Origin of the sequence: Agrobacterium sp. El2ro-1b (genome assembly GCF_048298475.1) — a bacterium.
Taxonomy (GTDB): domain Bacteria; phylum Pseudomonadota; class Alphaproteobacteria; order Rhizobiales; family Rhizobiaceae; genus Agrobacterium; species Agrobacterium fabrum.
Map to the genome: position 1 here is coordinate 1,987,132 of NZ_CP103458.1, position 23,126 is coordinate 2,010,257.

20 protein-coding genes are annotated in these 23,126 nt (G+C 59.3%); 7 read left to right on the forward strand and 13 right to left on the reverse strand.

The genetic code is table 11. The features are described 5' to 3' along the window. Positions 1-10: 10 nt before the first annotated feature. On the reverse strand, positions 11-916 hold the full coding sequence (locus NYR50_RS09900) for an extensin family protein (RefSeq protein ID WP_418135805.1): 906 nt from the start codon (positions 914-916) through the stop codon (positions 11-13). A 282-nt stretch (positions 917-1,198) separates the two neighbouring features. On the opposite strand from NYR50_RS09900, the gene NYR50_RS09905 reads away from it, so the two are divergent. Together NYR50_RS09905 and NYR50_RS09910 are read left to right on the forward strand one after the other, a co-directional pair. Continuing rightward, entirely contained in the window at positions 1,199-3,388 is a 2,190-nt protein-coding gene (locus tag NYR50_RS09905) for an anthranilate synthase (protein ID WP_006314650.1), read from the forward strand. Continuing rightward, entirely contained in the window at positions 3,388-3,897 is a 510-nt protein-coding gene (locus NYR50_RS09910) for a GNAT family N-acetyltransferase (RefSeq protein ID WP_418135806.1), read from the forward strand. Before NYR50_RS09905 ends, NYR50_RS09910 begins: the two co-directional genes overlap by 1 nt. On the opposite strand, the gene NYR50_RS09915 is transcribed toward NYR50_RS09910, so the two are convergent. After that, positions 3,894-4,841, reverse strand: a complete 948-nt coding sequence (locus NYR50_RS09915) for an HD-GYP domain-containing protein (protein WP_418135807.1) — start codon at positions 4,839-4,841, stop codon at positions 3,894-3,896. The genes NYR50_RS09910 and NYR50_RS09915 overlap by 4 nt on opposite strands. Before the next feature lie 276 nt (positions 4,842-5,117). On the opposite strand from NYR50_RS09915, the gene ade reads away from it, so the two are divergent. Then, entirely contained in the window at positions 5,118-6,812 is a 1,695-nt protein-coding gene (gene ade, locus NYR50_RS09920) for an adenine deaminase (protein ID WP_418135808.1), read from the forward strand. Positions 6,813-6,928: 116 nt separating this feature from the next. On the opposite strand, the gene NYR50_RS09925 is transcribed toward ade, so the two are convergent. The 3 genes from NYR50_RS09925 to NYR50_RS09935 form a co-directional block, all read right to left on the reverse strand. Then, positions 6,929-7,480: a hypothetical protein gene (locus NYR50_RS09925; RefSeq protein WP_418135809.1), complete on the reverse strand. Its 552-nt coding sequence runs from the start codon at positions 7,478-7,480 to the stop codon at positions 6,929-6,931. A 219-nt stretch (positions 7,481-7,699) separates the two neighbouring features. Then, entirely contained in the window at positions 7,700-8,167 is a 468-nt protein-coding gene (aac(6'), locus tag NYR50_RS09930; protein WP_418135810.1) for an aminoglycoside 6'-N-acetyltransferase, read from the reverse strand. Then, complete coding sequence (locus tag NYR50_RS09935; protein WP_418135811.1) at positions 8,164-9,828, reverse strand: alpha-glucosidase family protein; 1,665 nt, start codon at positions 9,826-9,828, stop codon at positions 8,164-8,166. The genes aac(6') and NYR50_RS09935 overlap by 4 nt, the downstream gene beginning before the upstream one ends. A gap of 156 nt (positions 9,829-9,984) precedes the next feature. On the opposite strand from NYR50_RS09935, the gene NYR50_RS09940 reads away from it, so the two are divergent. Both NYR50_RS09940 and NYR50_RS09945 read left to right on the forward strand, forming a co-directional pair. Continuing rightward, positions 9,985-10,905, forward strand: a complete 921-nt coding sequence (locus NYR50_RS09940) for a sugar kinase (protein ID WP_418137284.1) — start codon at positions 9,985-9,987, stop codon at positions 10,903-10,905. 139 nt (positions 10,906-11,044) lie between these two features. Next, a complete protein-coding gene (locus tag NYR50_RS09945; RefSeq protein WP_418135812.1) occupies positions 11,045-12,094 on the forward strand; it encodes a bifunctional monoglucosyl/glucuronosyl diacylglycerol synthase in 1,050 nt (349 codons plus the stop codon). 165 nt (positions 12,095-12,259) lie between these two features. Here the strand turns inward: NYR50_RS09945 and NYR50_RS09950 are convergent, their stop codons facing one another. The 4 genes from NYR50_RS09950 to NYR50_RS09965 form a co-directional block, all read right to left on the reverse strand. Next, positions 12,260-12,868, reverse strand: coding sequence for a DUF2026 domain-containing protein (locus NYR50_RS09950; RefSeq protein WP_418135813.1), 609 nt, complete (start codon positions 12,866-12,868; stop codon positions 12,260-12,262). 208 nt (positions 12,869-13,076) lie between these two features. Beyond that, positions 13,077-14,507 carry a ribosome biogenesis GTPase Der gene (gene der / locus NYR50_RS09955; protein WP_418135814.1) on the reverse strand — a complete coding sequence of 477 codons (1,431 nt, stop codon included), beginning with the start codon at positions 14,505-14,507 and terminating at the stop codon, positions 13,077-13,079. Between the two features lie 133 nt (positions 14,508-14,640). Continuing rightward, the gene (locus NYR50_RS09960) at positions 14,641-15,312 is read right to left on the reverse strand and encodes a tetratricopeptide repeat protein (protein WP_418135815.1); all 672 of its coding nucleotides are present in this window, start codon (positions 15,310-15,312) and stop codon (positions 14,641-14,643) included. A 154-nt stretch (positions 15,313-15,466) separates the two neighbouring features. Continuing rightward, the gene (locus tag NYR50_RS09965; RefSeq protein WP_174020661.1) at positions 15,467-16,051 is read right to left on the reverse strand and encodes an NnrU family protein; all 585 of its coding nucleotides are present in this window, start codon (positions 16,049-16,051) and stop codon (positions 15,467-15,469) included. 150 nt (positions 16,052-16,201) lie between these two features. Here NYR50_RS09965 and NYR50_RS09970 point away from each other — a divergent pair, with 150 nt between their 5' ends. Further along, positions 16,202-17,185 carry a polysaccharide deacetylase family protein gene (locus NYR50_RS09970; RefSeq protein WP_418135816.1) on the forward strand — a complete coding sequence of 328 codons (984 nt, stop codon included), beginning with the start codon at positions 16,202-16,204 and terminating at the stop codon, positions 17,183-17,185. Between the two features lie 55 nt (positions 17,186-17,240). Here the strand turns inward: NYR50_RS09970 and sbmA are convergent, their stop codons facing one another. The 4 genes from sbmA to NYR50_RS09990 all read right to left on the reverse strand — a co-directional run bounded on the left by sbmA (position 17,241) and on the right by NYR50_RS09990 (position 22,055). Next, positions 17,241-18,515 (reverse strand): peptide antibiotic transporter SbmA, encoded by a 1,275-nt coding sequence (sbmA, locus tag NYR50_RS09975; RefSeq protein ID WP_418135817.1) that lies wholly within the window; start codon positions 18,513-18,515, stop codon positions 17,241-17,243. A gap of 182 nt (positions 18,516-18,697) precedes the next feature. Then, positions 18,698-19,888: an MFS transporter gene (locus NYR50_RS09980; protein ID WP_418135818.1), complete on the reverse strand. Its 1,191-nt coding sequence runs from the start codon at positions 19,886-19,888 to the stop codon at positions 18,698-18,700. A gap of 298 nt (positions 19,889-20,186) precedes the next feature. Beyond that, entirely contained in the window at positions 20,187-20,939 is a 753-nt protein-coding gene (gene map / locus NYR50_RS09985) for a type I methionyl aminopeptidase (protein ID WP_418135819.1), read from the reverse strand. 54 nt (positions 20,940-20,993) lie between these two features. Beyond that, the gene (locus NYR50_RS09990) at positions 20,994-22,055 is read right to left on the reverse strand and encodes an LLM class flavin-dependent oxidoreductase (RefSeq protein WP_418135820.1); all 1,062 of its coding nucleotides are present in this window, start codon (positions 22,053-22,055) and stop codon (positions 20,994-20,996) included. 220 nt (positions 22,056-22,275) lie between these two features. Here NYR50_RS09990 and NYR50_RS09995 point away from each other — a divergent pair, with 220 nt between their 5' ends. After that, positions 22,276-23,052: a 3-hydroxybutyrate dehydrogenase gene (locus NYR50_RS09995; protein ID WP_080807521.1), complete on the forward strand. Its 777-nt coding sequence runs from the start codon at positions 22,276-22,278 to the stop codon at positions 23,050-23,052. Positions 23,053-23,126: the final 74 nt, after the last annotated feature.

Consider the following 23,126-nt stretch of genomic DNA (forward strand, 5'->3'; position numbering starts at 1 on the left):
CCTTTTTTTGTCAGCGGCAATAGAGATAGCCGCCTTTTCGCTCCAGCACGTCGAGATGCAGGTGATCCTGATGGGTGGCGTCGCTGCCGGGCGAGAGAACCGTGCGGAAGAACAGGCAGGCGGCGGCGGTGATGGTGCGCTGGAAGGCACCTTCCGGCGTCCCGTCCTCACCGCGCGGCTTCATCACCAGCGGTTCGCCCTTGTCGAAAGCGATCGTGGAAATATCCACCGCATTGCCCTTGGCATGCTCGGAAATCTTGCCCGTTTCGGCACTGTTACGGTTGCGGCAGATATAGGTCGAGGCATTGGCGATGGCCGTCACCTTTCTGTCCGGCATCGCAAGCGCCGCCGCCGGCAGCATCATCTCCTTGGTCCAACGGGAAAGAGCGAGCGCGGTTTCGCAGCGCATGGTGCCCGATGGTTCGAGCTTGATGCCGGGCAGGACCACGGAAAGCTCGATGGGCGCTTCGATGCCACAGCCCTGCTCCTCGTCGCGAATGGGTTCAAGCTTTTTGAACTCCGCGCCAGTCTCCTTCAATGCGCCTAGGCAGGCCTGAAGTGCTGCGGGGTCTTCCGGCTTTACCGGTTCTCGCGGCGTTTCGGGTTTTGCCGCCTCGTCAGCCGGTTTCTGCTGTTCCCCGCCATCCTTGCCCTCGCCTTCCTTTTTAGGATCATCAGACCCTTTCTCAGCGGGTGGCTTTTCAGCATCCGGTTTCTGATCGTCCGGAACCTGGGGCTTCGGAGCTGGTTTCGGCGCTTCCGCTGGATCTTGCGCCTTCTCCTGCGAGGGCTTTTCCGAAGGGGTGGCGGATTGCCCCTCGCCCGGTTTGGGCTGTGGCACCGGCACCTGCGACGGCGGTTCGGAAGCGGAAATCAAGGCGAGGCTGGCTACCAGAAGACACAGGCGATGAAGCATTATACGGGGTACTCCTGACCGTTACAGCAGGAGAGCAACGCCGTAGCGGCAGGTAAGGTTCATTCCCTCACCGAAATCCGCTTGCCAAGGCGGATCGTGCACGCTAACAATTTTCCCATGAATATAGTGTCTAAGAACATTGCTAACTGGTGGTGGAGCAGCTTTTTGCGGCCTTGACCAGTCATGTCTTCAGACAAAGTCCAAGCCGCCCGAATTTTCAGGCGGCTTTTTTGTTATTATGCCGCCTGTCATCGGGCCTGAACAACAGGAAGTACGAAAGAAATGGTAACGATCATTCAGGATGACGGAGCGGAAACCTACGAGACGAAAGGCGGCATCCAGGTCAGCCGAAAGCGCCGCCCCACCGACTATGCCAACGCCATCGATAATTACATCGAAAAGCTTGATTCCCATCGCGGCGCAGTTTTTTCGTCCAACTATGAATATCCGGGCCGTTACACCCGCTGGGATACGGCCATCGTCGATCCGCCGCTCGGCATTTCCTGTTTTGGCCGCAAGATGTGGATCGAAGCCTATAATGGCCGCGGCGAAGTGCTGCTCGATTTCATTACGGAAAAGCTGAAGGCGACACCCGATCTCACCCTCGGCGCTTCCTCGACCCGTCGGCTTGATCTTACCGTCAACGAACCGGACCGTGTCTTCACCGAAGAAGAACGCTCGAAAATCCCGACCGTCTTCACCGCTCTCAGAGCCATCGTCGACCTCTTCTATTCGAGCGCGGATTCGGCCATCGGCCTGTTCGGCGCCTTCGGTTACGATCTCGCCTTCCAGTTCGACGCGATCAAGCTTTCGCTGGCGCGTCCGGAAGACCAGCGTGACATGGTGCTGTTCCTGCCCGATGAAATCCTCGTCGTTGATCACTATTCCGCCAAGGCCTGGATCGACCGTTACGATTTCGAGAAGGACGGCATGACGACGGACGGCAAATCCTCCGACATTACCCCCGATCCCTTCAAGACCACAGATACCATCCCGCCCAAGGGTGATCACCGCCCCGGCGAATATTCCGAACTGGTGGTCAAGGCCAAGGAAAGCTTCCGCCGCGGCGACCTGTTCGAGGTCGTTCCCGGCCAGAAATTCATGGAACGCTGCGAAAGCAATCCGTCGGCGATTTCGCGCCGCCTGAAGGCGATCAACCCGTCGCCCTATTCCTTCTTCATCAATCTCGGCCATCAGGAATATCTGGTCGGTGCCTCGCCAGAAATGTTCGTGCGCGTCTCCGGCCGCCGCATCGAGACCTGCCCGATTTCAGGCACCATCAAGCGCGGCGACGATCCGATTGCCGATAGCGAGCAGATTCTGAAGCTGCTCAACTCGAAGAAAGACGAATCCGAACTCACCATGTGTTCGGATGTAGACCGCAACGACAAGAGCCGCGTCTGCGAGCCGGGTTCGGTGAAGGTCATTGGCCGACGCCAGATCGAGATGTATTCACGCCTCATCCACACGGTTGACCACATCGAAGGCCGTCTGCGCGACGACATGGATGCCTTTGACGGCTTCCTCAGCCACGCCTGGGCCGTCACCGTCACCGGTGCGCCAAAGCTGTGGGCCATGCGCTTCATCGAAGGTCATGAAAAGAGCCCGCGCGCTTGGTATGGCGGTGCGATCGGCATGGTTGGCTTCAACGGCGACATGAATACCGGCCTGACACTGCGCACCATACGCATCAAGGACGGTATTGCCGAAGTGCGCGCCGGCGCGACCCTGCTCAATGATTCCAACCCGCAGGAAGAAGAAGCCGAAACCGAACTGAAGGCCTCCGCCATGATATCAGCCATTCGTGACGCAAAAGGCACCAACTCTGCCGCCACCAAGCGTGATGCCGCCAAGGTCGGCACCGGCGTCAAGATCCTGCTCGTCGACCACGAGGACAGCTTCGTGCACACGTTGGCGAATTATTTCCGCCAGACGGGCGCCACGGTCTCGACCGTCAGATCGCCGGTCGCAGCGGACGTGTTCGATCGCTTCCAGCCGGACCTCGTTGTGCTTTCTCCCGGTCCGGGCAACCCGACGGATTTCGATTGCAAGGCGACGATCAAGGCCGCCCGCGCCCGCGATCTGCCGATCTTCGGAGTCTGCCTCGGTCTTCAGGCATTGGCGGAAGCCTATGGCGGCGAGCTGCGCCAGCTTGCTGTGCCGATGCACGGCAAGCCCTCGCGCATCCGCGTGCTGGAGCCCGGCCTCGTCTTCTCCGGTCTCGGCAAGGAAGTCACGGTCGGTCGTTACCATTCGATCTTCGCCGATCCCGCCACCCTGCCGCGTGATTTCATCATCACCGCGGAAAGCGAGGACGGCACGATCATGGGCATCGAACACGCCAAGGAACCGGTGGCTGCCGTTCAGTTCCACCCGGAATCGATCATGACGCTCGGCCAGGATGCCGGCATGCGGATGATTGAAAATGTCGTGGTGCATCTGACCCGCAAGGCGAAGACGAAAGCCGCGTGATGGCGCTCGATGACACCGTCGCCATCGAGCCTATCCGGGCGGAGCACGTTGAGAGCTTTCATCGTGCTCTCGATGCGGTGTCGCGCGAGCGGAAATATCTGAGCTTTCTGGAGGCGCCACCGCTCGAAGCGGTGCGCGCCTTCGTTCTCGACATGATCGAAAACGACCATCCGCAATTCGTGGCGATTGCGGATGGCGACGTGATCGGCTGGTGCGACATTCGCCGCCAGGACAGAGCGATCCGCGCCCATTGCGGCACGCTCGGAATGGGTATCCTGCCAGCCTATCGTGACAAGGGACTGGGCGCGCGGCTGATGCGGCGGACGCTCGATGCCGCCCGCGAATTCGGGCTGCATCGTGTTGAATTGAGCGTGCATGCCGACAACGCCAGAGCCATTGCGCTTTATGAAAAGATCGGCTTTGTGCATGAGGGCCGGGCCCGCGATGCCGTTTCAATCGACGGGCGCTATATTGACAGCCTGAATATGGCGATCATCTTTAGCAACTAAACCCTCGGCAGCGACGCCGAGATGCACAGCGCGAATTTCTTCAGAAGCTGTATGTCGAAATGTCCGTCCCGACGCAGCATCCAGGTCAGCGCATCATTCGCGGTCCATGGCTTCTTGTAGGGCCTGACCGAGGTAACGGCATCGTAGACATCACAAATCGCGGCAATACGCGCATGAAGGCTGATCTCGCCGCCGGCACGACCGCTGGGATAACCGCCGCCATCGATCCGCTCGTGATGATTGAAGCAGACATCGAGGACCATGTCGGGCATCTGCCCGTCACGCGACAGGATATCGCGCCCGAATGCGGGGTGGAGATTGATGATTTCCCGCTCCTCGATGGAAAGCCCCTCCGTCTTGTTCAGAATTGATGACGGTATTTCGACCTTGCCGATATCGTGGAGCAATCCGCTGACGCCGAGCAAATTCACCGTTTCCTTGTTCAGCCCGAGATAATTGCCGAAGAGGATCATCAGGCCGCTGACGGAAACCGAATGCACGAAGGTCGTTTCATCCTTCGACTTCAGGCGGGTGACGCCGATGAACACGGCCGGGTTGGCCTGAATGGCGTCGGAAATCTTTCCCGCCGCCGCCGTCATGCCCTCGAAGGACACACAACCACCGCCCTCGGCAACCGAAAATGTCTCTGCGATCGTATCCGCGGCCGAGCGCACCACCTGAGTGACGGCTGCGACCATCGATGGAGACGGATTCGTCTGCGATACGTCGGCACTGCCCGGGCCCTGGCTGGCGCCGACATCGCAGCCCTTGGCAGTATTGATCACGATGCTCTCAGCCCCGCTTTTTTTCAGCTGCTGCACAAGCTCCTCGCGCTGCAAAAGAAAACGGTACTTCTGTGTAATTTTATGGTTCGAAAACGTCCCCTCGACCGCTTCGATAAACATGCCCACAGCCAATTGCTGGGTTGAAATTCGTTTCAGCATCAGACTCTTTTATTTTCCTTCCCGGGAATGTTACGGTTGAACCGAAATTTGCAACAATTCGGCGCATCCGCTCCCCCTCGAAGCATAAAGTTCACGCCCTCCCGGCGATGCTTCAATATGCGGCAATATAAGTAAGGTAGTACGAATATGAAAATTTTTTACTATCACTATATTTAAAAACCATAAAAAGATGGGGGAAAAGCCAAAAAGCGGCCTGAGAATGTAAATGAAAGAAAATATCGCATGCAGATAGAACCAACAGTCGAGCAAAAGCCCATGAATTCCCAGCTTGAATCAAGAATTGATCAGGGTACCGGCCGTGAACCGGCAGATATGGTTCTGAAAGGCGGGCGTTTTTTCGACCTTGTCACAGGGGAACTCGTCGCCTCGGACATTGCTATTTGCGGCGATACTGTCGTTGGTACATGTGGAGACTACAAGGGCTGCCGGGAAATCGACATTTCCGGAAAAATCGTCGTTCCGGGTTTCATTGATACGCATCTCCATATCGAATCCTCGCTCGTCACGCCGCATGAATTCGACCGCTGCGTTCTGCCCTATGGCGTCACCACCGCTATCTGTGACCCGCATGAGATTGCCAATGTGCTGGGCGCGGAAGGGCTTCAGTTCTTCCTCGACAGCGCCATGGAAACCATTATGGACATCCGCGTGCAGCTCTCCTCCTGCGTGCCCGCCACCCATCTGGAAACATCAGGCGCCGATCTGCCGATCGAAAAGCTGCTGCCGTTCCGAAATCACCCGAAGGTCATCGGGCTTGCCGAGTTCATGAATTTCCCCGGCGTCATCCATAAGGACCCGGTGTGCATGGCAAAGCTGGAGGCCTTTCAGGGCCAGCATATCGATGGTCACGCACCGCTTCTGTCCGGAACGGCGCTCAACGGTTATCTCGCCGCCGGCATCCGTACCGAACATGAATGCACGAGCGCCACTGAGGCGCTGGAGAAAATCCGCAAGGGCATGCATATTCTGGTGCGCGAAGGTTCGGTCTCGAAGGACCTGCATGCGCTGATGCCCATCATCACCGAGCGCCTGTCACCCTATCTGGCGCTCTGCACCGATGATCGCAACCCGCTCGATATCGCCGAACAGGGCCATCTCGACTATATGATCCGCACGGCGATCGCCAGCGGCGTGGAACCGCTCGCCATCTATCGTGCCGCCTCTATTTCCGCTGCGAAAGCCTTTGGCCTGCGTGATCGCGGTCTTGTTGCGCCCGGCTGGCGCGCCGATCTCGTGGTCATCGACACCCTGCAAAACTGTAAGGCGAGCATGGTGTTTTCCGGGGGCCGTATCGTCGATGACGCGCTGTTTGCCACCCGCAAACCGGTGGCACCCGTCGGTCTCGACAGCGTCAAGGCCAGACCGGTACTCGCCTCCCATTTCGGTGTGCCGGTCACGGAAGGCGAAACCCCGGTCATGGGCGTGCTTCCCGGCAAGATCATCACCGAACATCGCCGCTACAAGCTGCCAACGGATGGCAACCAGACCACCGTCGATCTCGAAAACGACATCATCAAGGTCGCCGTCATCGAACGCCATGGCAAGAACGGCAATCATGCCAATGGTTTCGTCCAGGGCTTCGGACTGAAGAAGGGCGCCATCGCCTCCACCGTCGGCCATGACAGCCACAATATCTGCGTCGTCGGCGTGAGCGAAGACGACATGGCGCTGGCCGCCAACCGGCTCGGCGACATCAAGGGCGGTTTCGTCGTGGTGGAAGACGGCCGGGTGACCGGCGAAATCGCGCTCCCCGTCGCCGGGCTCATGAGCCTCGAACCCTACGAGACGGTGCGCGATACTTTGCACACCCTGCGCAAGGCCGCCTACGCACTCGGCACCACGCTGGAAGAACCCTTCCTGCAAGTCGCGTTCCTGCCGCTGCCCGTCATTCCGCATTTGAAGATCTCGGATATGGGCATGGTGGATGTGGATCGGTTTGCGCTGATTTAATTGCGCAGCGTATATCGTCGCGCGCGGCGGAGACGTCTAGAGCATTTCGAGGAAAGTGGATCCCGGTCTTCCGTCCGAAAATGCTCCAACCGTCTTCGCAGGCGCGGGGAGCGGCCTCAAGCCTTCGTTTCAGCGGGCCAGGTTACATAGTAATATTTGCCCGCCACCCTGCCGAAATAGGCATTGCCGCCTGTCGCCTTGTCGACATAGCTGCCGTTACCGTCCCGCGAAAGCGCACCGTCGTCGCTGCGTTTCAGCTGGGCATTCAAGAAATCAACCCAGTTGGTCTTGGGGATCTCCGAAGCCACTGTCGCCTTGGCGTTTTTCTGGCCGGGATCCCAGGCCCCGACCGATTTTCCCTGCGTCGGGTCTGAAACCTTCAGACGCCCGCGCTGCAGAGCGTCCATCATGGACCGTGCACGCAGATATTGAGCCGGGTCGTCCCCTGCCGTCGAAAGCTTGGCTTTCAGGTTCTGCATGAAGACAGACGACGTGAGATAATCGCTTGAAGACGTCTTCGACGTCTGTGTCGTGGACGAAACCCGCGCCGACGATTGCCCGGAAAGTAAGACGTCCCTGATCGAAGGGACGGCAGCCTGAGCTTTGCCACGAGAGGTTCCCGAATTGCCAGCGCCGAACTGGCCGAAATTCTTGATTGAAACGGACATGAGACAATCCCTGCTAAGCCCTGAGGGCCGCGAATGAAAAACTCTTAATGCCCCAATGTTTACACAGTAAAACTTGCGCTAAGCTCGCCAAATATCAAATTAAACAAAAAAACAACCGCAACCAATAAATATTAAAAAGAATAATTTAGAAAATTTACATTAATATTTCAAAATATAAGCATATTAATATTTAAATATAGATGGATATAACTCTATATATCACTGTTTCGGCTCGTCATTCAAGCGCAAAACCTTGCGAAAATAAACCACCCGTTCCGTTTCCTCAAATCCAAGCGCCGCATGCATGCGATGGGAATCGGCGTTTGAAATATCGGCATCGGAAGCAAGCTCGCTCACGCCCTGGCCAATTGCCCAGCGGATGACCTCCTCCACCATGAGGGCGGCAACGCCGCGTTTGCGAAACGCCTCCTCGACATAGATTCCCTCCAGAAACGCTACGGGCGACGTATCGCAGCCGTTGACATAGTCCCGCCGCAGGCTGACCTCGGCAAAACCAATGGCCACTCCGGCTGGATCATGGACAATAAATCCAGCCCCGGTTTCGCAGACGTCCTGCAACTCCTCCCTGTGTTCAGCGGGCGTGGTATCCGGCCACAGGCGATGCCGCAAAAGGCACCACGCATCAGGGTAGTCGGCGGCGTTTCCGATGACAAATTGTCCGCTCATGCAACGACCCCGCAAAACACATCCAGCCCCTCGAGCTTCACGATGCCAGCATCATAGAGCGGCGCAAAACCCGGCATCGGCAGGATATCCGTAACACTCATGGCCTTTGGCACGGGAAATTCCACCGGCTCACGGGTCAGGTTGAAAACGAACAGCAGTTTTTTATCACCCCTCTGCCGCGTGAAGGCCAGCACATCGAGATTGGTCTTGATGAAATGCATGTCGCCGTCGCGCAGCGCACCATGGGTTTTACGGAAGGACAGGACGGCCCGATAATGGTTGAGAACCGAATCCGGCTTGCGCTCCTGCGCATCCACGGCCTGCATGGCATGCACATAGGGCACCGGCAGCCAGGGCCTTTCGGCAGTTGAGAACCCGGCATTCGGCTTGCCCGTTTCCCACACCATCGGTGTGCGGCATCCGTCACGCCCCTTGAAGGCGGGCCAGAAGCGGATGCCATACGGATCGCGCAGATCCTCGAAGGCAAGTTCGGCCTCGGTCAGCCCCAGCTCTTCGCCCTGATACAGACATATGGAGCCGCGCAGGCTGGCGAGAACGCAGATGGCGAGCTTCGCAACGCGTGCCTGCTCCTCGGGGCCTTCGGAAAACCGGCTGAGATGGCGCACCACATCATGGTTGGAAAAGGCCCAGCACACCCAGCCATCCGTCACCACCTTGCCGAAAGTTTCGACCGAGCCGCGCAGGTGTTTTGCACTGAAATCCGGTCCCAGCAGATCGAATGTGTAACACATGTTGAGCTTGTCATTGCCGGATGTGTAGGCCGCGACCGTTTTCAGGGAGCGGGCACCGTCCCCGACCTCACCCACCGTGGCGCGGCCCTCATAGTCGTCGAGCAGCACGCGGAAGCGTTTCAGGAAATCCACGTTTTCCGGCCGCGTCTTGTCGTAGAGATGGTCCTGCATGCCGTAGGGATTGACGTCGGAAGCATCGAGGCCAAAGCTCTCATCGTCAACAAGCGGCGGGTTGTCGCGCAACAGCTTGTCATGGAAATAGTGGTTGACGGTATCGAGGCGAAAACCGTCCACGCCACGATCGAGCCAGAAACGCACGGTTTCCAGCAGCGCATCCTGAACCTCGGGATTGTGGAAATTCAGGTCCGGCTGCGAGGCGAGGAAGCTGTGCATGTAATATTGCTTGCGCACGCCATCCCATTCCCAGGCCGGGCCGCCGAACACGGAAAGCCAGTTGGTGGGTGCCGTGCCATCCGGCTTGGGATTGGCCCAGACATACCAGTCCGCCTTGCTGTTGATACGGCTCGCGCGGCTGTCCACGAACCACGGATGCTTGTCAGACGTATGCGAAATCACCTGATCGATGATGACCTTCAGTCCCAGACGATGCGCCTCGGCCATCAGCGCGTCGAAATCGGCGAGCGTGCCGAACATCGGATCGACATTGCAATAATCGGAAACGTCATACCCCATATCGGCCATGGGCGAGGTGAAGAAGGGTGAGAGCCAGATGGCATCGACACCGAGCGAGGCGATATAGGGCAGACGTTTCGTCACCCCGGCCAGATCACCATATCCGTCGCCGGTCGTATCCTGAAACGAGCGCGGATAGACCTGATAGATCACCGCTCCTTTCCACCAGTCCGATTGCGCTTGAGGTTTGTGGACCGGGGCATGGGGTAGCGTCATCGGCGATCTCCTGAGGGTGTCACGCCGGGAGAATATAAAGCCCTTGCGCCCGCGTAAACCGGAACTTCGCACATGCACAAACGAGCCACATCGCCCTTGTCAGCGGCGCGCGCTCGTCGTAAGCCGCATGGCTGGAAAAAAAGGGAGGATGACGGCGTGGGCGGACGGTTTTTATCGATTGGCGAATGCATGGTGGAACTGTCGCAGGCCGGCAACGGGCTGCTGCGCAAGGGTTTTGCCGGAGATACGTTCAATACCGCCTGGTATGCCCGCGCCTGCCTGCCGCAGGGCTGGTCCGTCGATTATTTTACAGCGCTCGGCGATGATCCGCTGTCGGAAGACATGCTGGCCTTCATCACGGAAGCCGGCATCGGGACCGAAAAAATCCGCCGTATCAAGGGCGGCACGCCCGGTCTCTACCTCATCAACCTGAAGGATGGCGAACGCACTTTCAGCTACTGGCGCAATGCCGCCGCCGCAAGACAGCTGGCCACTGATGCGGATCACCTGCGCAGGACGGTCGAAAGCGCCGATGTGGTCTATTTCTCCGGCATCACGCTCGCCATCCTCGCCTCCGCCCATGATGTCGATACGTTCCTGGCCGAACTGCGCCGCGCCCGGGCTGCCGGCAAGCTGGTGGTCTTCGACCCCAACATCCGCCCGCGCCTCTGGGCCGACAGGGACGTCATGCTGGAGACCATCTCCAACGGTGCCCGCGCCGCAACGCTTGTCATGCCGAGCTTCGATGACGAGGCCAGCCATTTCGGCGATGTCTCCGTGGAAGCGACCATCACCCGCTACCGTTCGCTCGGCGTTGAAAACATCGTCGTGAAGGACGGCGCCAAGGGCGCAACACTCGATTTCGGCGGCAGCCGCAGCCACGCCCCGGCGGAAAAAGCCGTGGATGTGGTGGATACGACGAGCGCCGGCGACAGCTTCAACGGTGCCTTCCTTGCCCGTTACGTGACCGGAAGCTCTCCGGAAGAGGCCGCCACCTTCGCCGCAAGGGCGGCGGCAACCGTCATCGGCCATCATGGCGCACTGATCAGCCCCGAGCTGCTTCCGCTTGTCGGATAGCGGCCACGCCCGGCCAGAAAACGAGGTTTCACACCCGTCACAGACCCTGACATGATCCTGTAACAAGCGCGCCGCATATACGGGCAGAAGCCGGGCAATGGGGATTCGCCCGCGCGCAGATGAGCAGGATCAGTGTTTCATGACGAGAATCACGATTGTCACAGATGCCTGGCACCCGCAGGTCAACGGCGTGGTTCGCTCGATCGAAAACACCAATACCGAACTGGCGCGACTAGGCGTGGATGTGCGCATGGTCACGCCGCAGAGTTTTTACAGCATCCCCTGCCCCACCTATCCGGAAATCCGCCTGTCGGTCGCCGGTTATCGCCGCGTGGCGGCGGAGATTGAAAAAAGCCAGCCCTCTTTCGTGCACATCGCCACGGAAGGGCCGCTCGGTTTCATGGCTCGGCGCTGGTGCGTGAAGAACCATATGCGGTTTTCCACCAGCTATCACACCCGCTTTCCCGAATATGTGGCGGCACGTTTCCCCGTCCCGGAAAGCTGGCTTTATGCCTTCGTGCGCTGGTTCCACAATGGCGGCAACACCTGCATGGTGGCCACCCCGAGCCTGGAGACCGAGCTTGAAGCGCGCGGCGTTCGCAACCTCAAGCGCTGGAGCCGCGGCATCGACGCCGAGCTTTTCCATCCCCGCACGAAAACAAAGCTGCCCTTCGACCTGCCGAGGCCGATCTTCATGACGGTGGGCCGGGTGGCGGTGGAAAAGAACCTGCCGGAATTCCTGGACCTCGATCTGCCGGGATCGAAGATCGTCATCGGTGACGGCCCCGCCCGCCATGAATTGCAGGAAAAATACCCCGATGTTCTGTTCACCGGCATCAAGACCGGTGAGGAGCTGGCCGATGCCTATGCGCAGGCCGATGTCTTCGTTTTCCCATCCAAGACCGACACATTCGGCAACACCATTCTGGAAGCGCTGGCCAGCGGCGTGCCCGTGGCCGCCTTCCCCGTCACCGGGCCTATCGACATTCTCGGCGGCAACACCGCCGCCGGTGCACTGGACAATAATCTGCGCGATGCCTGTCTGGCGGCGCTTCATTGCTCACCACAGGCAGCGCTTGCGCTTTCCAAAAGCTACAGCTGGGAAAAGGCCTCGCGGCAATTCCTTGACAATGTCATCCACGCAGCCGGAAAATCACTGCCGCTTCTGTCGCGCTCGCGGCTTGCATGAGCAATCCCCGAGATTTGTGCTGGAATGAGTAGACGAAAGGGTGCGGGAGTGTCAAAAGGCAATCAGGACGCGACTGCCGTTATCTTTAGAACGGGGTCGGGCTGCTGATTGACGTCAGGCGGCTGCCGCGAGATTACGCTGGCCGTCCTTTTATCGGATCGACCCTCACCAGTTACCAATGAGAGACTGGCCCGTCAGCGGCACGGTCCGCGCCTTGCCGTCCCGGTCGGTCACCGACAGTGATGCCGCCATCTGCTTGGGGGATTTGCGGAACCAGTTGGCGGCAACGCTCGCCATATCGCCGATCATTGCCTGTTTGTGCCAGTCGGCAAAACGTCTGGCCGTGGCTTCCGGCTCGGAACGGTAGAAGAAATCGCCGGATTGGCCGAGATCATTGATGGACGCTGCCATGGCCGACAGCGGACGCTGAAACATCTTTGCCGGCACCGCAAGCGCATCGGTGCCTTCAGAAAAGGCGGGCGCCATGAAATCGATAGCCCATCCGTCGGCCTCGACCCAGCAATGGAAATTCTCACCCGCACCCGTCACATAACCGTCTTCGCGATGATCTGCGAACAAGAGAACCGTTCCGCCGAGATTATAGGCGGCAAGCCCACCCTTCGGCACCGCCTTCACCTTGTAGTGCTGCTGCAGGATGAAGGCGCCGAAGGTGCTGAAATACATGGAGGCCGAGGCGGGATCGGCGTTCTGGCTGATGAGCAGGCTGTTGATGACGCGGTAAATCCTGAAATAGTCGGTCTGCTTGATCAACATGGTCTTTTACTCTTCAAAAACAAGTCGTTGGGCGAGCGTCCGCCGCTTGTTTCTTCTGCCCGAGGGGGAAAAGTCCGCGGCAACAGGATGAGGGGGCGACGGTTAAGATATACGGAGAGGTTGCCCTCTCATCTGACCCTTCGCGCCATCTTCTCCCCGCCGGGGAGAAGAAAATGCCGCATCGCCGTGCCTCAAAACCGCAGGCCGATCACCGCCGCTTCTTCGCCTTGCTCTCGAACGGATTGTCCGAGCCACGATAATGCACGCGGATCGGTACGCCCGGCATGTCGAAATCTTTGCGCAGGCCGTTGACCAGATAACGCGTATAGCTCTCCGGAATGGCTTCCGGACGGGTGCAGGAAATCATGAAGGCCGGCGGGCGGGCCTTGACCTGCGTCATGTATTTCAGCTTCAGGCGGCGGCCGGAAACGGCCGGCGGCGGATGCTGCGTGGTCTGCGCATCCAGCCAGCGGTTGAGCTTGGCCGTCGAGATGCGGCGGTTCCAGGTCTTGTCCGTATCGATGATGCTCTGCATCAGCCGGTCGAGGCCATAACCCGTCTGGCCGGACATTGGCACGGCGCGGATGCCACGCGCCTGCGGCAAGAGGCGCTCGGTCTTCTCGCGCAGATCGGCCAGATAGGCCTGCGGGTCTTCCACCAGATCCCACTTGTTGAAGGCGAGCACGGCGGCGCGGCCTTCGCGGATAACGAGATCGACCAGCTGCAGATCCTGTTTTTCGAACGGGATGGTGCTGTCGAACACGATGACAACGGTTTCCGCAAAACGGATGGAGCGCAGCGAATCCGCAACCGAGAGCTTTTCCAGCTTTTCCGTCACCTTGGCCTTGCGGCGCATGCCGGCCGTGTCGAACATCTTGATGGTGCGGCCGCGCCAGTCCCATTCGACCGAAATACTGTCGCGGGTAATGCCGGCTTCCGGGCCGGTCAGCAGGCGGTCTTCGCCGAGAAAGCGGTTGATGAGCGTCGACTTGCCCGCATTCGGCCGGCCGATGATGGCGACGCGCAGCGGCTTGGTCTCGTCATAGACGGGCTCTTCGTCTTCTTCTTCCTCGCTGCCCGGCTCACTGCGCGGAAGCACGATATCCGTCTCCGCCTCGTCCACGTCAGGTGGGAACGCGGCGTCTTCGCCGATCGCCGCAACGATGGCGTCGCGCAGGTCGATCATGCCCTGACCGTGTTCGGCTGAGATCGGGCAAGGCTCGCCAAGACCGAGCGTGAAGGCATCGTAGAAACCGGCGTCAGAGCCGCGCGCTTCGGACTTGTTGGCCACCAGCACCACAGGCTTGCCGCGACGGCGCAGCATTTCGCCCAGCGTCTCGTCGGCGGGCGTCAGCCCGGCCTTGGCGTCAACCACGAACAGCGTGACATCCGCTTCATCGATCGCCGCTTCCGTCTGCGCCCACATGCGGCCCTGAAGCGTTTCCGGCCCGGATTGCTCCAGACCGGCGGTATCGATGATGGTGAAACGCAGGTCGACGAGCTTCGCGTCGCCGGGGCGGCGGTCGCGGGTCACGCCCGGCGTGTCGTCCACCAGCGCCAGCTTCTTTCCGACCAGACGGTTGAAAAGCGTGGACTTGCCGACATTGGGGCGCCCGACTATGGCGACGGTGAAGCTCATTGTTGTGTGTTCCTTAGAGCAAGTCTGCCCAAAACGTTACCTGTTTTGGGCAAAAGACATGCGTAAAATAATGAGTTGGATCGCTTTGGCAATGCAAAGAAATGCCGGGGCGATCTGGATCGGAGAAGCGGCTTTAAGCAGCTTTGCCCGAAGCGGTGATATTGTCGAGCATGATCTGCGCGCGGTTCGTCACGTTGCGCGGGGCCTGCGTGTCGCTCATGATCTGCTCGAACCATTGTTTGGCCTTGGCGAAATCACCGGCCTTGTAGGCGGCAAGACCCAGCGCCTCGCGGGCCGACGCCCGCATGGTCTGGCCCTCAGCGCTGAGCGGCTCGGCAAGCGCCACGACTTGGTCATAGGTGCCGTTGTCGACCAGCAGCCATGCGGCGCGCACCTTGGCGGTGTCGCGGAAGACCTGCGGTGCGGAGGTGTCGTTGCCAATGGCGGTGAAGGCGGCGATGGCGCCAGCCGCATCACCCTTCTGCGACAGCAGCGTGGCGGAGCGGAACTTCGCAAGCACCGGATAGTTGCCATGACCGGAGGTTTCCAGATCGGCAAGGGCTTTCAGCGCATCATCGGTCTTGTTTTCCGAAGCGAGCTTCAGCGCCGCCAGGAACTGATCGCCCGAATTGGAAGCGCGGCTGGTGTTCCAATATTCGTAGATGCCCGCGCCTGCAGCACCGACAACCACGAGAATGGCGGCGCCCACGACCACGATACCGTACCGGCCCCAGAAGCGCGACAGCTGCTCGGAGCGGATCTGCTCGTTCACTTCGCGGATAAAGGTATCATTTTCGTTTGCCATCAAATTCTCCGTTACCCGCGCGGAGATCGTTGCCGATCCATCCGTCCGCGGACATACCAAGCCGCTTACCCGGTAGGCAAAAGTCAGGCCGACCGGGTCATGGTCGGCCTTCTAGCCTATTTTGCCTGATATGTAAGGGGGAAACGTCGATTTCCTACATCGCGATGGGCTGAACGCCGATCAACCATTCGTGCAGTTTCAGGATGAAAGCGCCCCAGAGAACGATGCCGCCGACAACAGCCACCAGATCATAGCGGCTTGAAACGAAGTCGCGGACCACTTTTTCACCTGCGCGTTCGCGACGCTTCAGCGAGATCCGCATCACCACGCCCCAGGCAAGGAACGATGCAAAGAGCAGGATCGAAGACGTCTCGCCATTGGCCAGAAGATGGGCGAGCGCCCAGATCTTGACCGAAAGAATGAGCGGATGTTTCGTCTTCGTGGCGATGTGGCCAGCCGGGATGAGGCTGGCGATGAGACAGATCATCGCTGGCAGCATGAGGGTGACGGCGATATGGCTCATAAAGACCGGCGGATACCAGAGCATGCCGGTCTCCTGGCGCGCTTCACCGAAGGCATAGATGACAAGGCCGAGCGTAATGAGGCTGACGAGGGAATAAACGCCCTTGAAAGGCCCCTCACCCATCGCCGCGATCATGCGGGCGCGAAATTGCGGTGCGACCACCTTCAAAAGATGGGTCAGCAGGAACAAGGCAAGACAGAGTACGAGAAAAAGCATGGAACACGGTCCCCCGATGGAACGAATGCGGCCCGATCACCGCGGTTAAGAAAAGGAATTAGGCTGAAAGCCATGAAAACGCCAGCCACTTCAAAGCTTCGCCTTATTCCACCCGCAAAAGGCCACGGTGTTTCATATGACGGATAACTGATGTTTCGCCCCTTTACCGCTTTTTCCCTGTCGCTTCTCGCCGCCCTTCCCGCTTTAGCGCAGGAGACGCAGAAGCCGAAGCAGCTGGTCATCGTCTCCTTCGACGGTGCAGGCGACAATACGCTGTGGGAAAGAAGCCGGGCGACGGGCAAGCAGGTTGGCGCGCATTTCACCTATTTTCTCGCCTGCACGCTTGTCATGGACCGCAAGACCAGCGCCAAGACCTATCAGGGACCGGGCCAGAAGGCCGGCCGCTCCAATGTCGGCTTCGGGCAGTCCCCGGAAGAGGTGGAGACGAGGCTTAGAAACATCTGGGCCGCCTATCGTGAAGGCCACGAGATCGGCAACCATACCTGCGGCCATTTCGATGGCGGGCAGTGGACGGCCGAACAATGGGACGGCGAATTAACCACTTTCACCAGCACGCTGGAAAATGCCTGGCAGATGATCGGCAAGAAGGGCGAGGAGCCCGAAGGCTGGCGCGATATGGTCAGGAAGATCAATGGTTTCCGCGCCCCCTATCTGTCGCAGGGTCCGGCGCTGACTGCCGCGCAGAAGAAGCACGGCTTCGTTTATGACGCCACCAGCATCACCAAGCGGCCGGAATGGCCGGTGGAGCGCGAAGGCATCCAGCATTTCGGCCTGCCGCTCATTCCAGAGGGACCCGGCAACCGCCCGATCATCGCCATGGACTACAATCTCTTCATCCGCCACTCCATCGGCATCGAAACGCCGGATCGCGCGCAGGAATTCGAGGAGCGCGCCTATACGGCCTTCCGCAATGCATTCGACAGGCAATATAATGGCGAGCGCATTCCCCTGCAGATGGGCTTTCATTTCGTGAAGATGAATGGCGGCGCCTATTGGAATGCTTATGAGCGGCTGCTGCGCGAAGTCTGCCAGAAAGAGGATGTTGCCTGCGTCAGCTATGCCGAGGCGATGCCGATGATCGAGGCGCGCAGGAAGCAGAAAACCGAGGGTTAAGTTCCCCAAGTACAATGCAAAAGGGCGGCCAATCGGCCGCCCTTTTTGTTTTCCGTCAAGGCTTGTTGGCCGCCAGCTCTCCGGCTTCCGCTTCCCGCTGAAGATAGCGCTGGTCGATTTCAGGAAGGGGCTTGTCGTCAATTGCAGCTTCGAAGGCGCGCAGACGTTTGTAGATCGACATCAGCTCCACAATGGTTGTCCATGAGTTGATGAGATACTGAAACGAACCACGGACCTGATCGAAGACGTTGCCGATCTGCGTGAAAACACCAAGCGTCACCTTACCGGCGGCAATGGAAGGGATGAGGACGATGAGGCTGTAGATGTTATCTGCCTGAAGATAGAAAATCCGCGCCACGTTAAAATACATATAGTGGAAATAGAGACGGAAGTAATTCTTGCGAACATTTGCAAACAGCTCCGCCACAGTGGCCGGTTGCGCACGATTTCCGTCGTCCTCACCATAGACGAGTTCTTTTCGATAAGCCGCCTCGACTCGCTGGTTGCGAAATTCGAGACCCGGCAGCTTGATGCCCACGAGGGCCAGAAAGCCGGTGCCGAACAGCGACCACAAAATAGCCGCCCAGACCAGCGCGTGCGGCACCTGACCGATGATCGGCAATTCGTTGATCGTTTCCGAGAAGGTGAACAGAACTGGCAGGAAAGCGATGAGGGTCATGATCGCGCGCACCAGACCGACGCCGAGCCCCTCCACCGTCGAGGAAAACCGCATCGTATCTTCCTGAACGCGCTGGGAAGCACCTTCGATATGGCGCAGACGATCCCAGTTTGCCATGTAGAATTCGTTCATCGCCGTGCGCCAGCGAAAGATATAATGGCTGACGAAGAACAGGTTCAGCACACCGACCGTGATCGCGAAAAACAGAATGCCGCTGACGCCAACGAGGCCCATATAAAGCTGCTCGGCGGTCACCGGCGCGGTCTTTGCCAACGCCTGTTGGATAAGGTCGTAATAAGGCCCATACCAGGCATTGAGCGCGACACTGACCTGCACCGAAAAATAAGTGGCGAAAACGATGAGCGCGGAACCGAGGATCGACCAGTTCTGCCAGCGGTGCGGCCTGTACCAGAACCAGAATCCGGCAAACACCAGCGCGGCCGCAGCATAATACACGTAAAACCACAGGAACGGCGTGGACCAGAAAACCGAGACGCCGATCGCTGGCGCCTGGCCCTCCGGCAACGGCGGCAAGCCGATTGTCGCACCCCAGTTGCGGGCGCCTGCATACCACAGCCCAATCATGGCCATTGTCCAAACGAAGGCAGAGGTAAAGAACAATTTCGGCTTGGGAAAGAAGGAATGAAACACGTTGTTGAACTCACGCGCGTTTGAAATCAGCCATTATTGGCGAAGCACTAGATGGCCCGAACCTAGGGCAGAAATTTGTGCACAGCAACGACGAAGCGCTGACCTTAACAAGATGTAAGGCGAAGTTGGCGAAACGAGCCGCGATGGAACATCGGTAAAAGGCCGAGAAGACGGCCAGAAGCCTAGCGCCGCCCTTCCGTGGCAAGCACCGGCAGCATCAGCAGAATGCTGACGACAAGCACGGCGGAGGCGAGAATGCTGGGCGCGGTGAAACTTCCCGTCACCTCGGCAATCCAGCCGGCGGCAAGCGGCCCGACGATCTGGCCCGTGCCGAAGGCGGCCGTCATCAGCGCAAAGGCGCGACGCGGGCTCGGCCCGGCAAACTCCCGGCCGAGCTGCAGCCCATAGGCGGTGATGACCATAAAGGTCAGCCCCAGCAACAGGCCGCCAGCCAGTACGCCGGCCACCGGCGGCAGCATGACTGAGGCAAAGACGCCCACAGCTTCTACGGCAAGAACGATCGCGAAAGCCCGCTTCAGCCCCTGCGACTTCAACACCGGTTTCCAGAGGAAGAGCGAAACGGCAGCGGCGCAGCCGGTGATGAACCACGCCAGAAATTCCACGAAAGCGCCGGCCGCCGCCATGCGGGCAATCGCCACGATGAAGGTGGCGGTGATGACGTAACCGAAACCGAACAACCCATATGCCAGCGTCGTCAGGAACAGCGGTCGCTTCCAGCTGAGCGGCGGCTCCGCCGCTGAAGACGCATGCCGCGGCGGGCCTGCGGGCAGCACCCGGAAGACGAGAAGAAATGTAACGAAGGAAAAGACGGCACCGGCGATCCACTCCTCCCTCCACGAAGAACCGCCACCGTCAAAAACGACGCCAATCAGATAGACCGCCAGCGAGGAAATCGCGATACCGGCACCGACACCGCCATAATGCAGCGCCTGCACACTGTCCCTGCCGGCTTTTGCGGCATGGCCGATGACGATCTGCGAGGTGAAGATCATGGTCATCGCACTGGCAACGCCCGCCAGAAACCGGATGACGGTGAAAGCCGCAACGGAATTGAAAGCCGCCATGGCAAGCAGCAGCGCGGCGGTGGAAAACAGCCCGCAAAGCGCAACCAGCCGCTCCCGCCCCGCCCCCCAGGAAGAGGCGGCGAGAACCGCGCCTGCGAGATAACCGGCGAAATTTCCGGCCGCGACAATGCCCGCATCCCCCGCCGAAAGCGGCACATCCGCCATCATGCCGGGCAGGATGGGGGTGAAGGAAAAGCGGCCAAAACCCATGGCGGAGGCCATCATGAGGGCGCCTGCGAAACCAAGCGCGGTCAGATGTTTGGCGGAAAGTGGCTTGTCGATGCTCATGCGTGGCTTATCGCAACCGGACGGATAAGCGACAAGCGAGTTATTTTGATCGGCGTCATAAGCGGCTTTTATCGGTCACGCGGCGAGCGGCGATGCGTTCCAAGTGTGCCGCGTATTTCTTCTCCCCGCCGGGGAGAAGGTGGCCCGAAGGGTCGGATGAGGGGGCAACGCTAGCGATATGCGGGGAGCTTGCCCCCTCATCCCGCTGCCGCGACCTTCTCCCCGGCGGGGAGAAGAAACAAGGGGCACGCGCTCGCTCCGACCTTAAATTCGATGGTGACGGAGTCAGGTGTGGCTGTCACTCAACCAGCGTCAACACCAGCGGCCCGTTCTTCGTCGCCACCACCGTATGCTCATATTGCACGGTCGGCGCGCTCGGATCGCTGTAAAGCGTCCAGGGATCATCATCACCATCTTCAGCCCAATAAGCGCCCGTCGAAAGAAACGGCTCGACAGTGAACACCATGCCTTCCTGCATGATGCGGCGCTCATCCTTGTCCGGCCAGGTCGCCAGTTCCTTCGGCTCCTCATGCAGCGAACGGCCGATGCCGTGGCTCGCCAGATTGGTGATCAGCGTATAGCGGTTCTTTTTGGCGAAAGCGCCGATGGCATTGCCGATATCGGCAAAGGGCCGACCGGTTTTCACCTGCTGCAATCCCGTCCACATGGCGCGTTTGCCATCGCGGCACAGGCGTTCGATATCCTTTTTCACCGGCGGCACGGCGAAGGACGAACCCGTGTCACCGAAAAATCCGTTCTTCACCCCCGAGACATCGATATTGACGAGATCGCCTGCCTTGATGATGCGTGGCCCCGGAATGCCGTGGGCCACTTCCTCGTTGACGCTGATGCAGGTCGCGCCGGGAAATTTGTAGCAGAATTCCGGCGCCGATTGCGCGCCGTTATCCTCCAGCACCTTGCGGCCGATCGCATCCAGCTCGGCCGTGGTGATGCCGGGTTCCAGCGCGTCCGCCATGGTCTGCATGGCAACGGCACAAAGACGGCCGATATCCTTCAGCAGATCAAGTTCTTCGTCGGTGGAAATGACCATGTCTCTGTCCGTCGTTCTGTCTGGCGGGTCTGAAAACGCCCGCCTTGGTAATCATCAGGCCGTGGCTTTCACCGGATCGGCGCTCCCCGTCAATTCTTTTCTGACAAGAGGGGCGACTTTCGTACCATAAAGCTCGATGCCGCGCATGATCTGATCATGCGGCATCAGGCCGATGGCCATTTGCAGCAGGAAGCGATCATTCTTGAAGACGCCATGCGCCTTGATGATCTTTTCCGCCACCAGCTCCGGCTCGCCGAGGAAGAGGTTGCCCTCCGGCCCGCGCGCCGCATCAAAATGCGCACGGTTCGTCGGCCCCCAGCCACGCTCGCGGCCAATGCGGTTCATCACCTCCGCCTGCGGGCCGTAAAACTGGTCCGCCGCCTTATTCGTGGTGTCGGCAATGAAGCCATGCACATTGATGCTGGTGCGCAGCTTAGTCTTTTCCTGGCCCGCCCGGCGTGCCGCCTCGTGGTAGAGATCGAACAGCGGCGCGAAACGGCGATATTCGCCGCCGATAATGGCAAGCGCCACCGGCAGGCCCATGGCGCCTGCCCGCGCCACCGATTGCGGTGTGCCGCCGACCGCGATCCACACCGGCAGACGCTCCTGCAACGGACGCGGATAAACGCCGCGCCCGTTGATGGCGGGGTGTTTGGTGCCGGACCAGGTGACGATTTCCTGTTCGCGCAGCGCCAGCAGCAGATCGAGCTTTTCGGCGAAGAGCACGTCGTAATCTTCGAGATCGAAACCGAACAGAGGGTAGGATTCGATGAAGGAACCACGCCCGGCCATGATTTCGGCCCGGCCGTTCGACAGAAGGTCGACCGTGGAGAACTGCTGGAACACGCGCACCGGGTCATCCGAACTCAGCACCGAGACGGCGCTGGTCAGGCGGATGTTCTTCGTCTTCACCGCTGCAGCCGCAAGCACGGTGGAGGGCGAGGAGACGACATAGTCAGGGCGGTGATGTTCCCCCAGCCCGAAAACATCGAGCCCGACCTGATCGGCGAGTTCGATTTCCTCGAGCAATTCCCGCAGCCGGCGCGCGCCTTCAGGCCCGCGGCCATCGGCGGGATTGGGATTGACATCCGCGAATGTGTAAAGACCGAGTTCCATAGATGATACCTCTGTTTGCTTGCCTGAGAGATAGGCACGGAGGGCCCTTCACACAAACGCAAAATCTGGAAGCTTAGCTTCGAAAAAATGGATGGGCGCAGCCGGATTTACCACACCGCCCCCCTTCCCAGAAGTGGCGCCCGAAATCACGATTGCCAGCCCGCCCCCTTTGGGCATAACCTGCTTAAATATGTGCGAAGTAATGCAAAAAGGGGAAAGCATGCATCGGACAGTTATCGTGACAGGCTCCACAAGCGGCATCGGCCTTGGCATTGCGCAAAGATTTGCGCGGGAGGGCGCCAATATCGTGCTGAACGGTTTTGGCGACGACGACGAGATCGAAAAACTCCGCCTCCTGTTGGAAGCAGAAAGCGGCGGGCGCGTGCTTTACCACCCAGCCGATATGACGAAACCGGACGAGATCGCCGATCTCATCCAGTCCTCGCACGAAAAACTCGGCTCGGTGGATGTCCTCATCAACAATGCCGGTATCCAGCACATCGCGCCCATCGAGGAGTTCCCGACGGAAAAATGGGACTGGATCATCGCCATCAATCTGACCAGTTCCTTCCATACCATGCGCGCCGCGATACCGCTGATGAAGAAGGCTGGCAAAGGCCGCATCATCAACATTTCCTCGGCCCATGGCCTCGTCGCCTCGCCGTTCAAATCGGCCTATGTGGCGGCCAAACACGGCATTATGGGCCTGACGAAGACGGCAGCGCTCGAACTTGCCCAGACCGGCGTCACCGTCAACGCCATCTGTCCCGGTTACGTGCTGACACCGCTCGTCGAAAAGCAGATACCGGAGATGGCCAAGGTGCGCGGCATCAGCGAAGAGGCGGTAAAGAACGACGTCATGCTGGAATTGCAGGCGACCAAGCAGTTCGTCACCGTTGATGACGTCGCCGCCGCTGCGATATTTCTGGCAAGCGACGCCGCAAGCAACATCACCGGCACCCATATTTCCGTGGATGGCGGCTGGACGGCGCAATAATTGCCGGATTTTCTTTCCGTTATGGAAACAATGAATTACCAAAACGGAAATCGATATACGCGCAAGGGCGTGCA

Bases quoted from the DNA above. Each gene is read 5' to 3' on its own strand.
- NYR50_RS09970 (WP_418135816.1), top strand. From the start codon at position 16,202: ATGTTTCGCCCCTTTACCGCTTTTTCCCTGTCGCTTCTCGCCGCCCTT.
- NYR50_RS09915 (WP_418135807.1), bottom strand. From the start codon at position 4,841: ATGCTGAAACGAATTTCAACCCAGCAATTGGCTGTGGGCATGTTTATC.
- NYR50_RS09900 (WP_418135805.1), bottom strand. From the start codon at position 916: ATGCTTCATCGCCTGTGTCTTCTGGTAGCCAGCCTCGCCTTGATTTCC.
- ade (WP_418135808.1), top strand. From the start codon at position 5,118: ATGAATTCCCAGCTTGAATCAAGAATTGATCAGGGTACCGGCCGTGAA.
- NYR50_RS09935 (WP_418135811.1), bottom strand. From the start codon at position 9,828: ATGACGCTACCCCATGCCCCGGTCCACAAACCTCAAGCGCAATCGGAC.
- map (WP_418135819.1), bottom strand. From the start codon at position 20,939: ATGGTCATTTCCACCGACGAAGAACTTGATCTGCTGAAGGATATCGGC.
- NYR50_RS09945 (WP_418135812.1), top strand. From the start codon at position 11,045: ATGACGAGAATCACGATTGTCACAGATGCCTGGCACCCGCAGGTCAAC.
- NYR50_RS09995 (WP_080807521.1), top strand. From the start codon at position 22,276: ATGCATCGGACAGTTATCGTGACAGGCTCCACAAGCGGCATCGGCCTT.
- NYR50_RS09910 (WP_418135806.1), top strand. From the start codon at position 3,388: ATGGCGCTCGATGACACCGTCGCCATCGAGCCTATCCGGGCGGAGCAC.
- NYR50_RS09965 (WP_174020661.1), bottom strand. From the start codon at position 16,051: ATGCTTTTTCTCGTACTCTGTCTTGCCTTGTTCCTGCTGACCCATCTT.
- der (WP_418135814.1), bottom strand. From the start codon at position 14,507: ATGAGCTTCACCGTCGCCATAGTCGGGCGCCCCAATGTCGGCAAGTCC.
- NYR50_RS09905 (WP_006314650.1), top strand. From the start codon at position 1,199: ATGGTAACGATCATTCAGGATGACGGAGCGGAAACCTACGAGACGAAA.
- NYR50_RS09950 (WP_418135813.1), bottom strand. From the start codon at position 12,868: ATGTTGATCAAGCAGACCGACTATTTCAGGATTTACCGCGTCATCAAC.
- NYR50_RS09990 (WP_418135820.1), bottom strand. From the start codon at position 22,055: ATGGAACTCGGTCTTTACACATTCGCGGATGTCAATCCCAATCCCGCC.
- NYR50_RS09960 (WP_418135815.1), bottom strand. From the start codon at position 15,312: ATGGCAAACGAAAATGATACCTTTATCCGCGAAGTGAACGAGCAGATC.
- NYR50_RS09980 (WP_418135818.1), bottom strand. From the start codon at position 19,888: ATGAGCATCGACAAGCCACTTTCCGCCAAACATCTGACCGCGCTTGGT.
- NYR50_RS09925 (WP_418135809.1), bottom strand. From the start codon at position 7,480: ATGTCCGTTTCAATCAAGAATTTCGGCCAGTTCGGCGCTGGCAATTCG.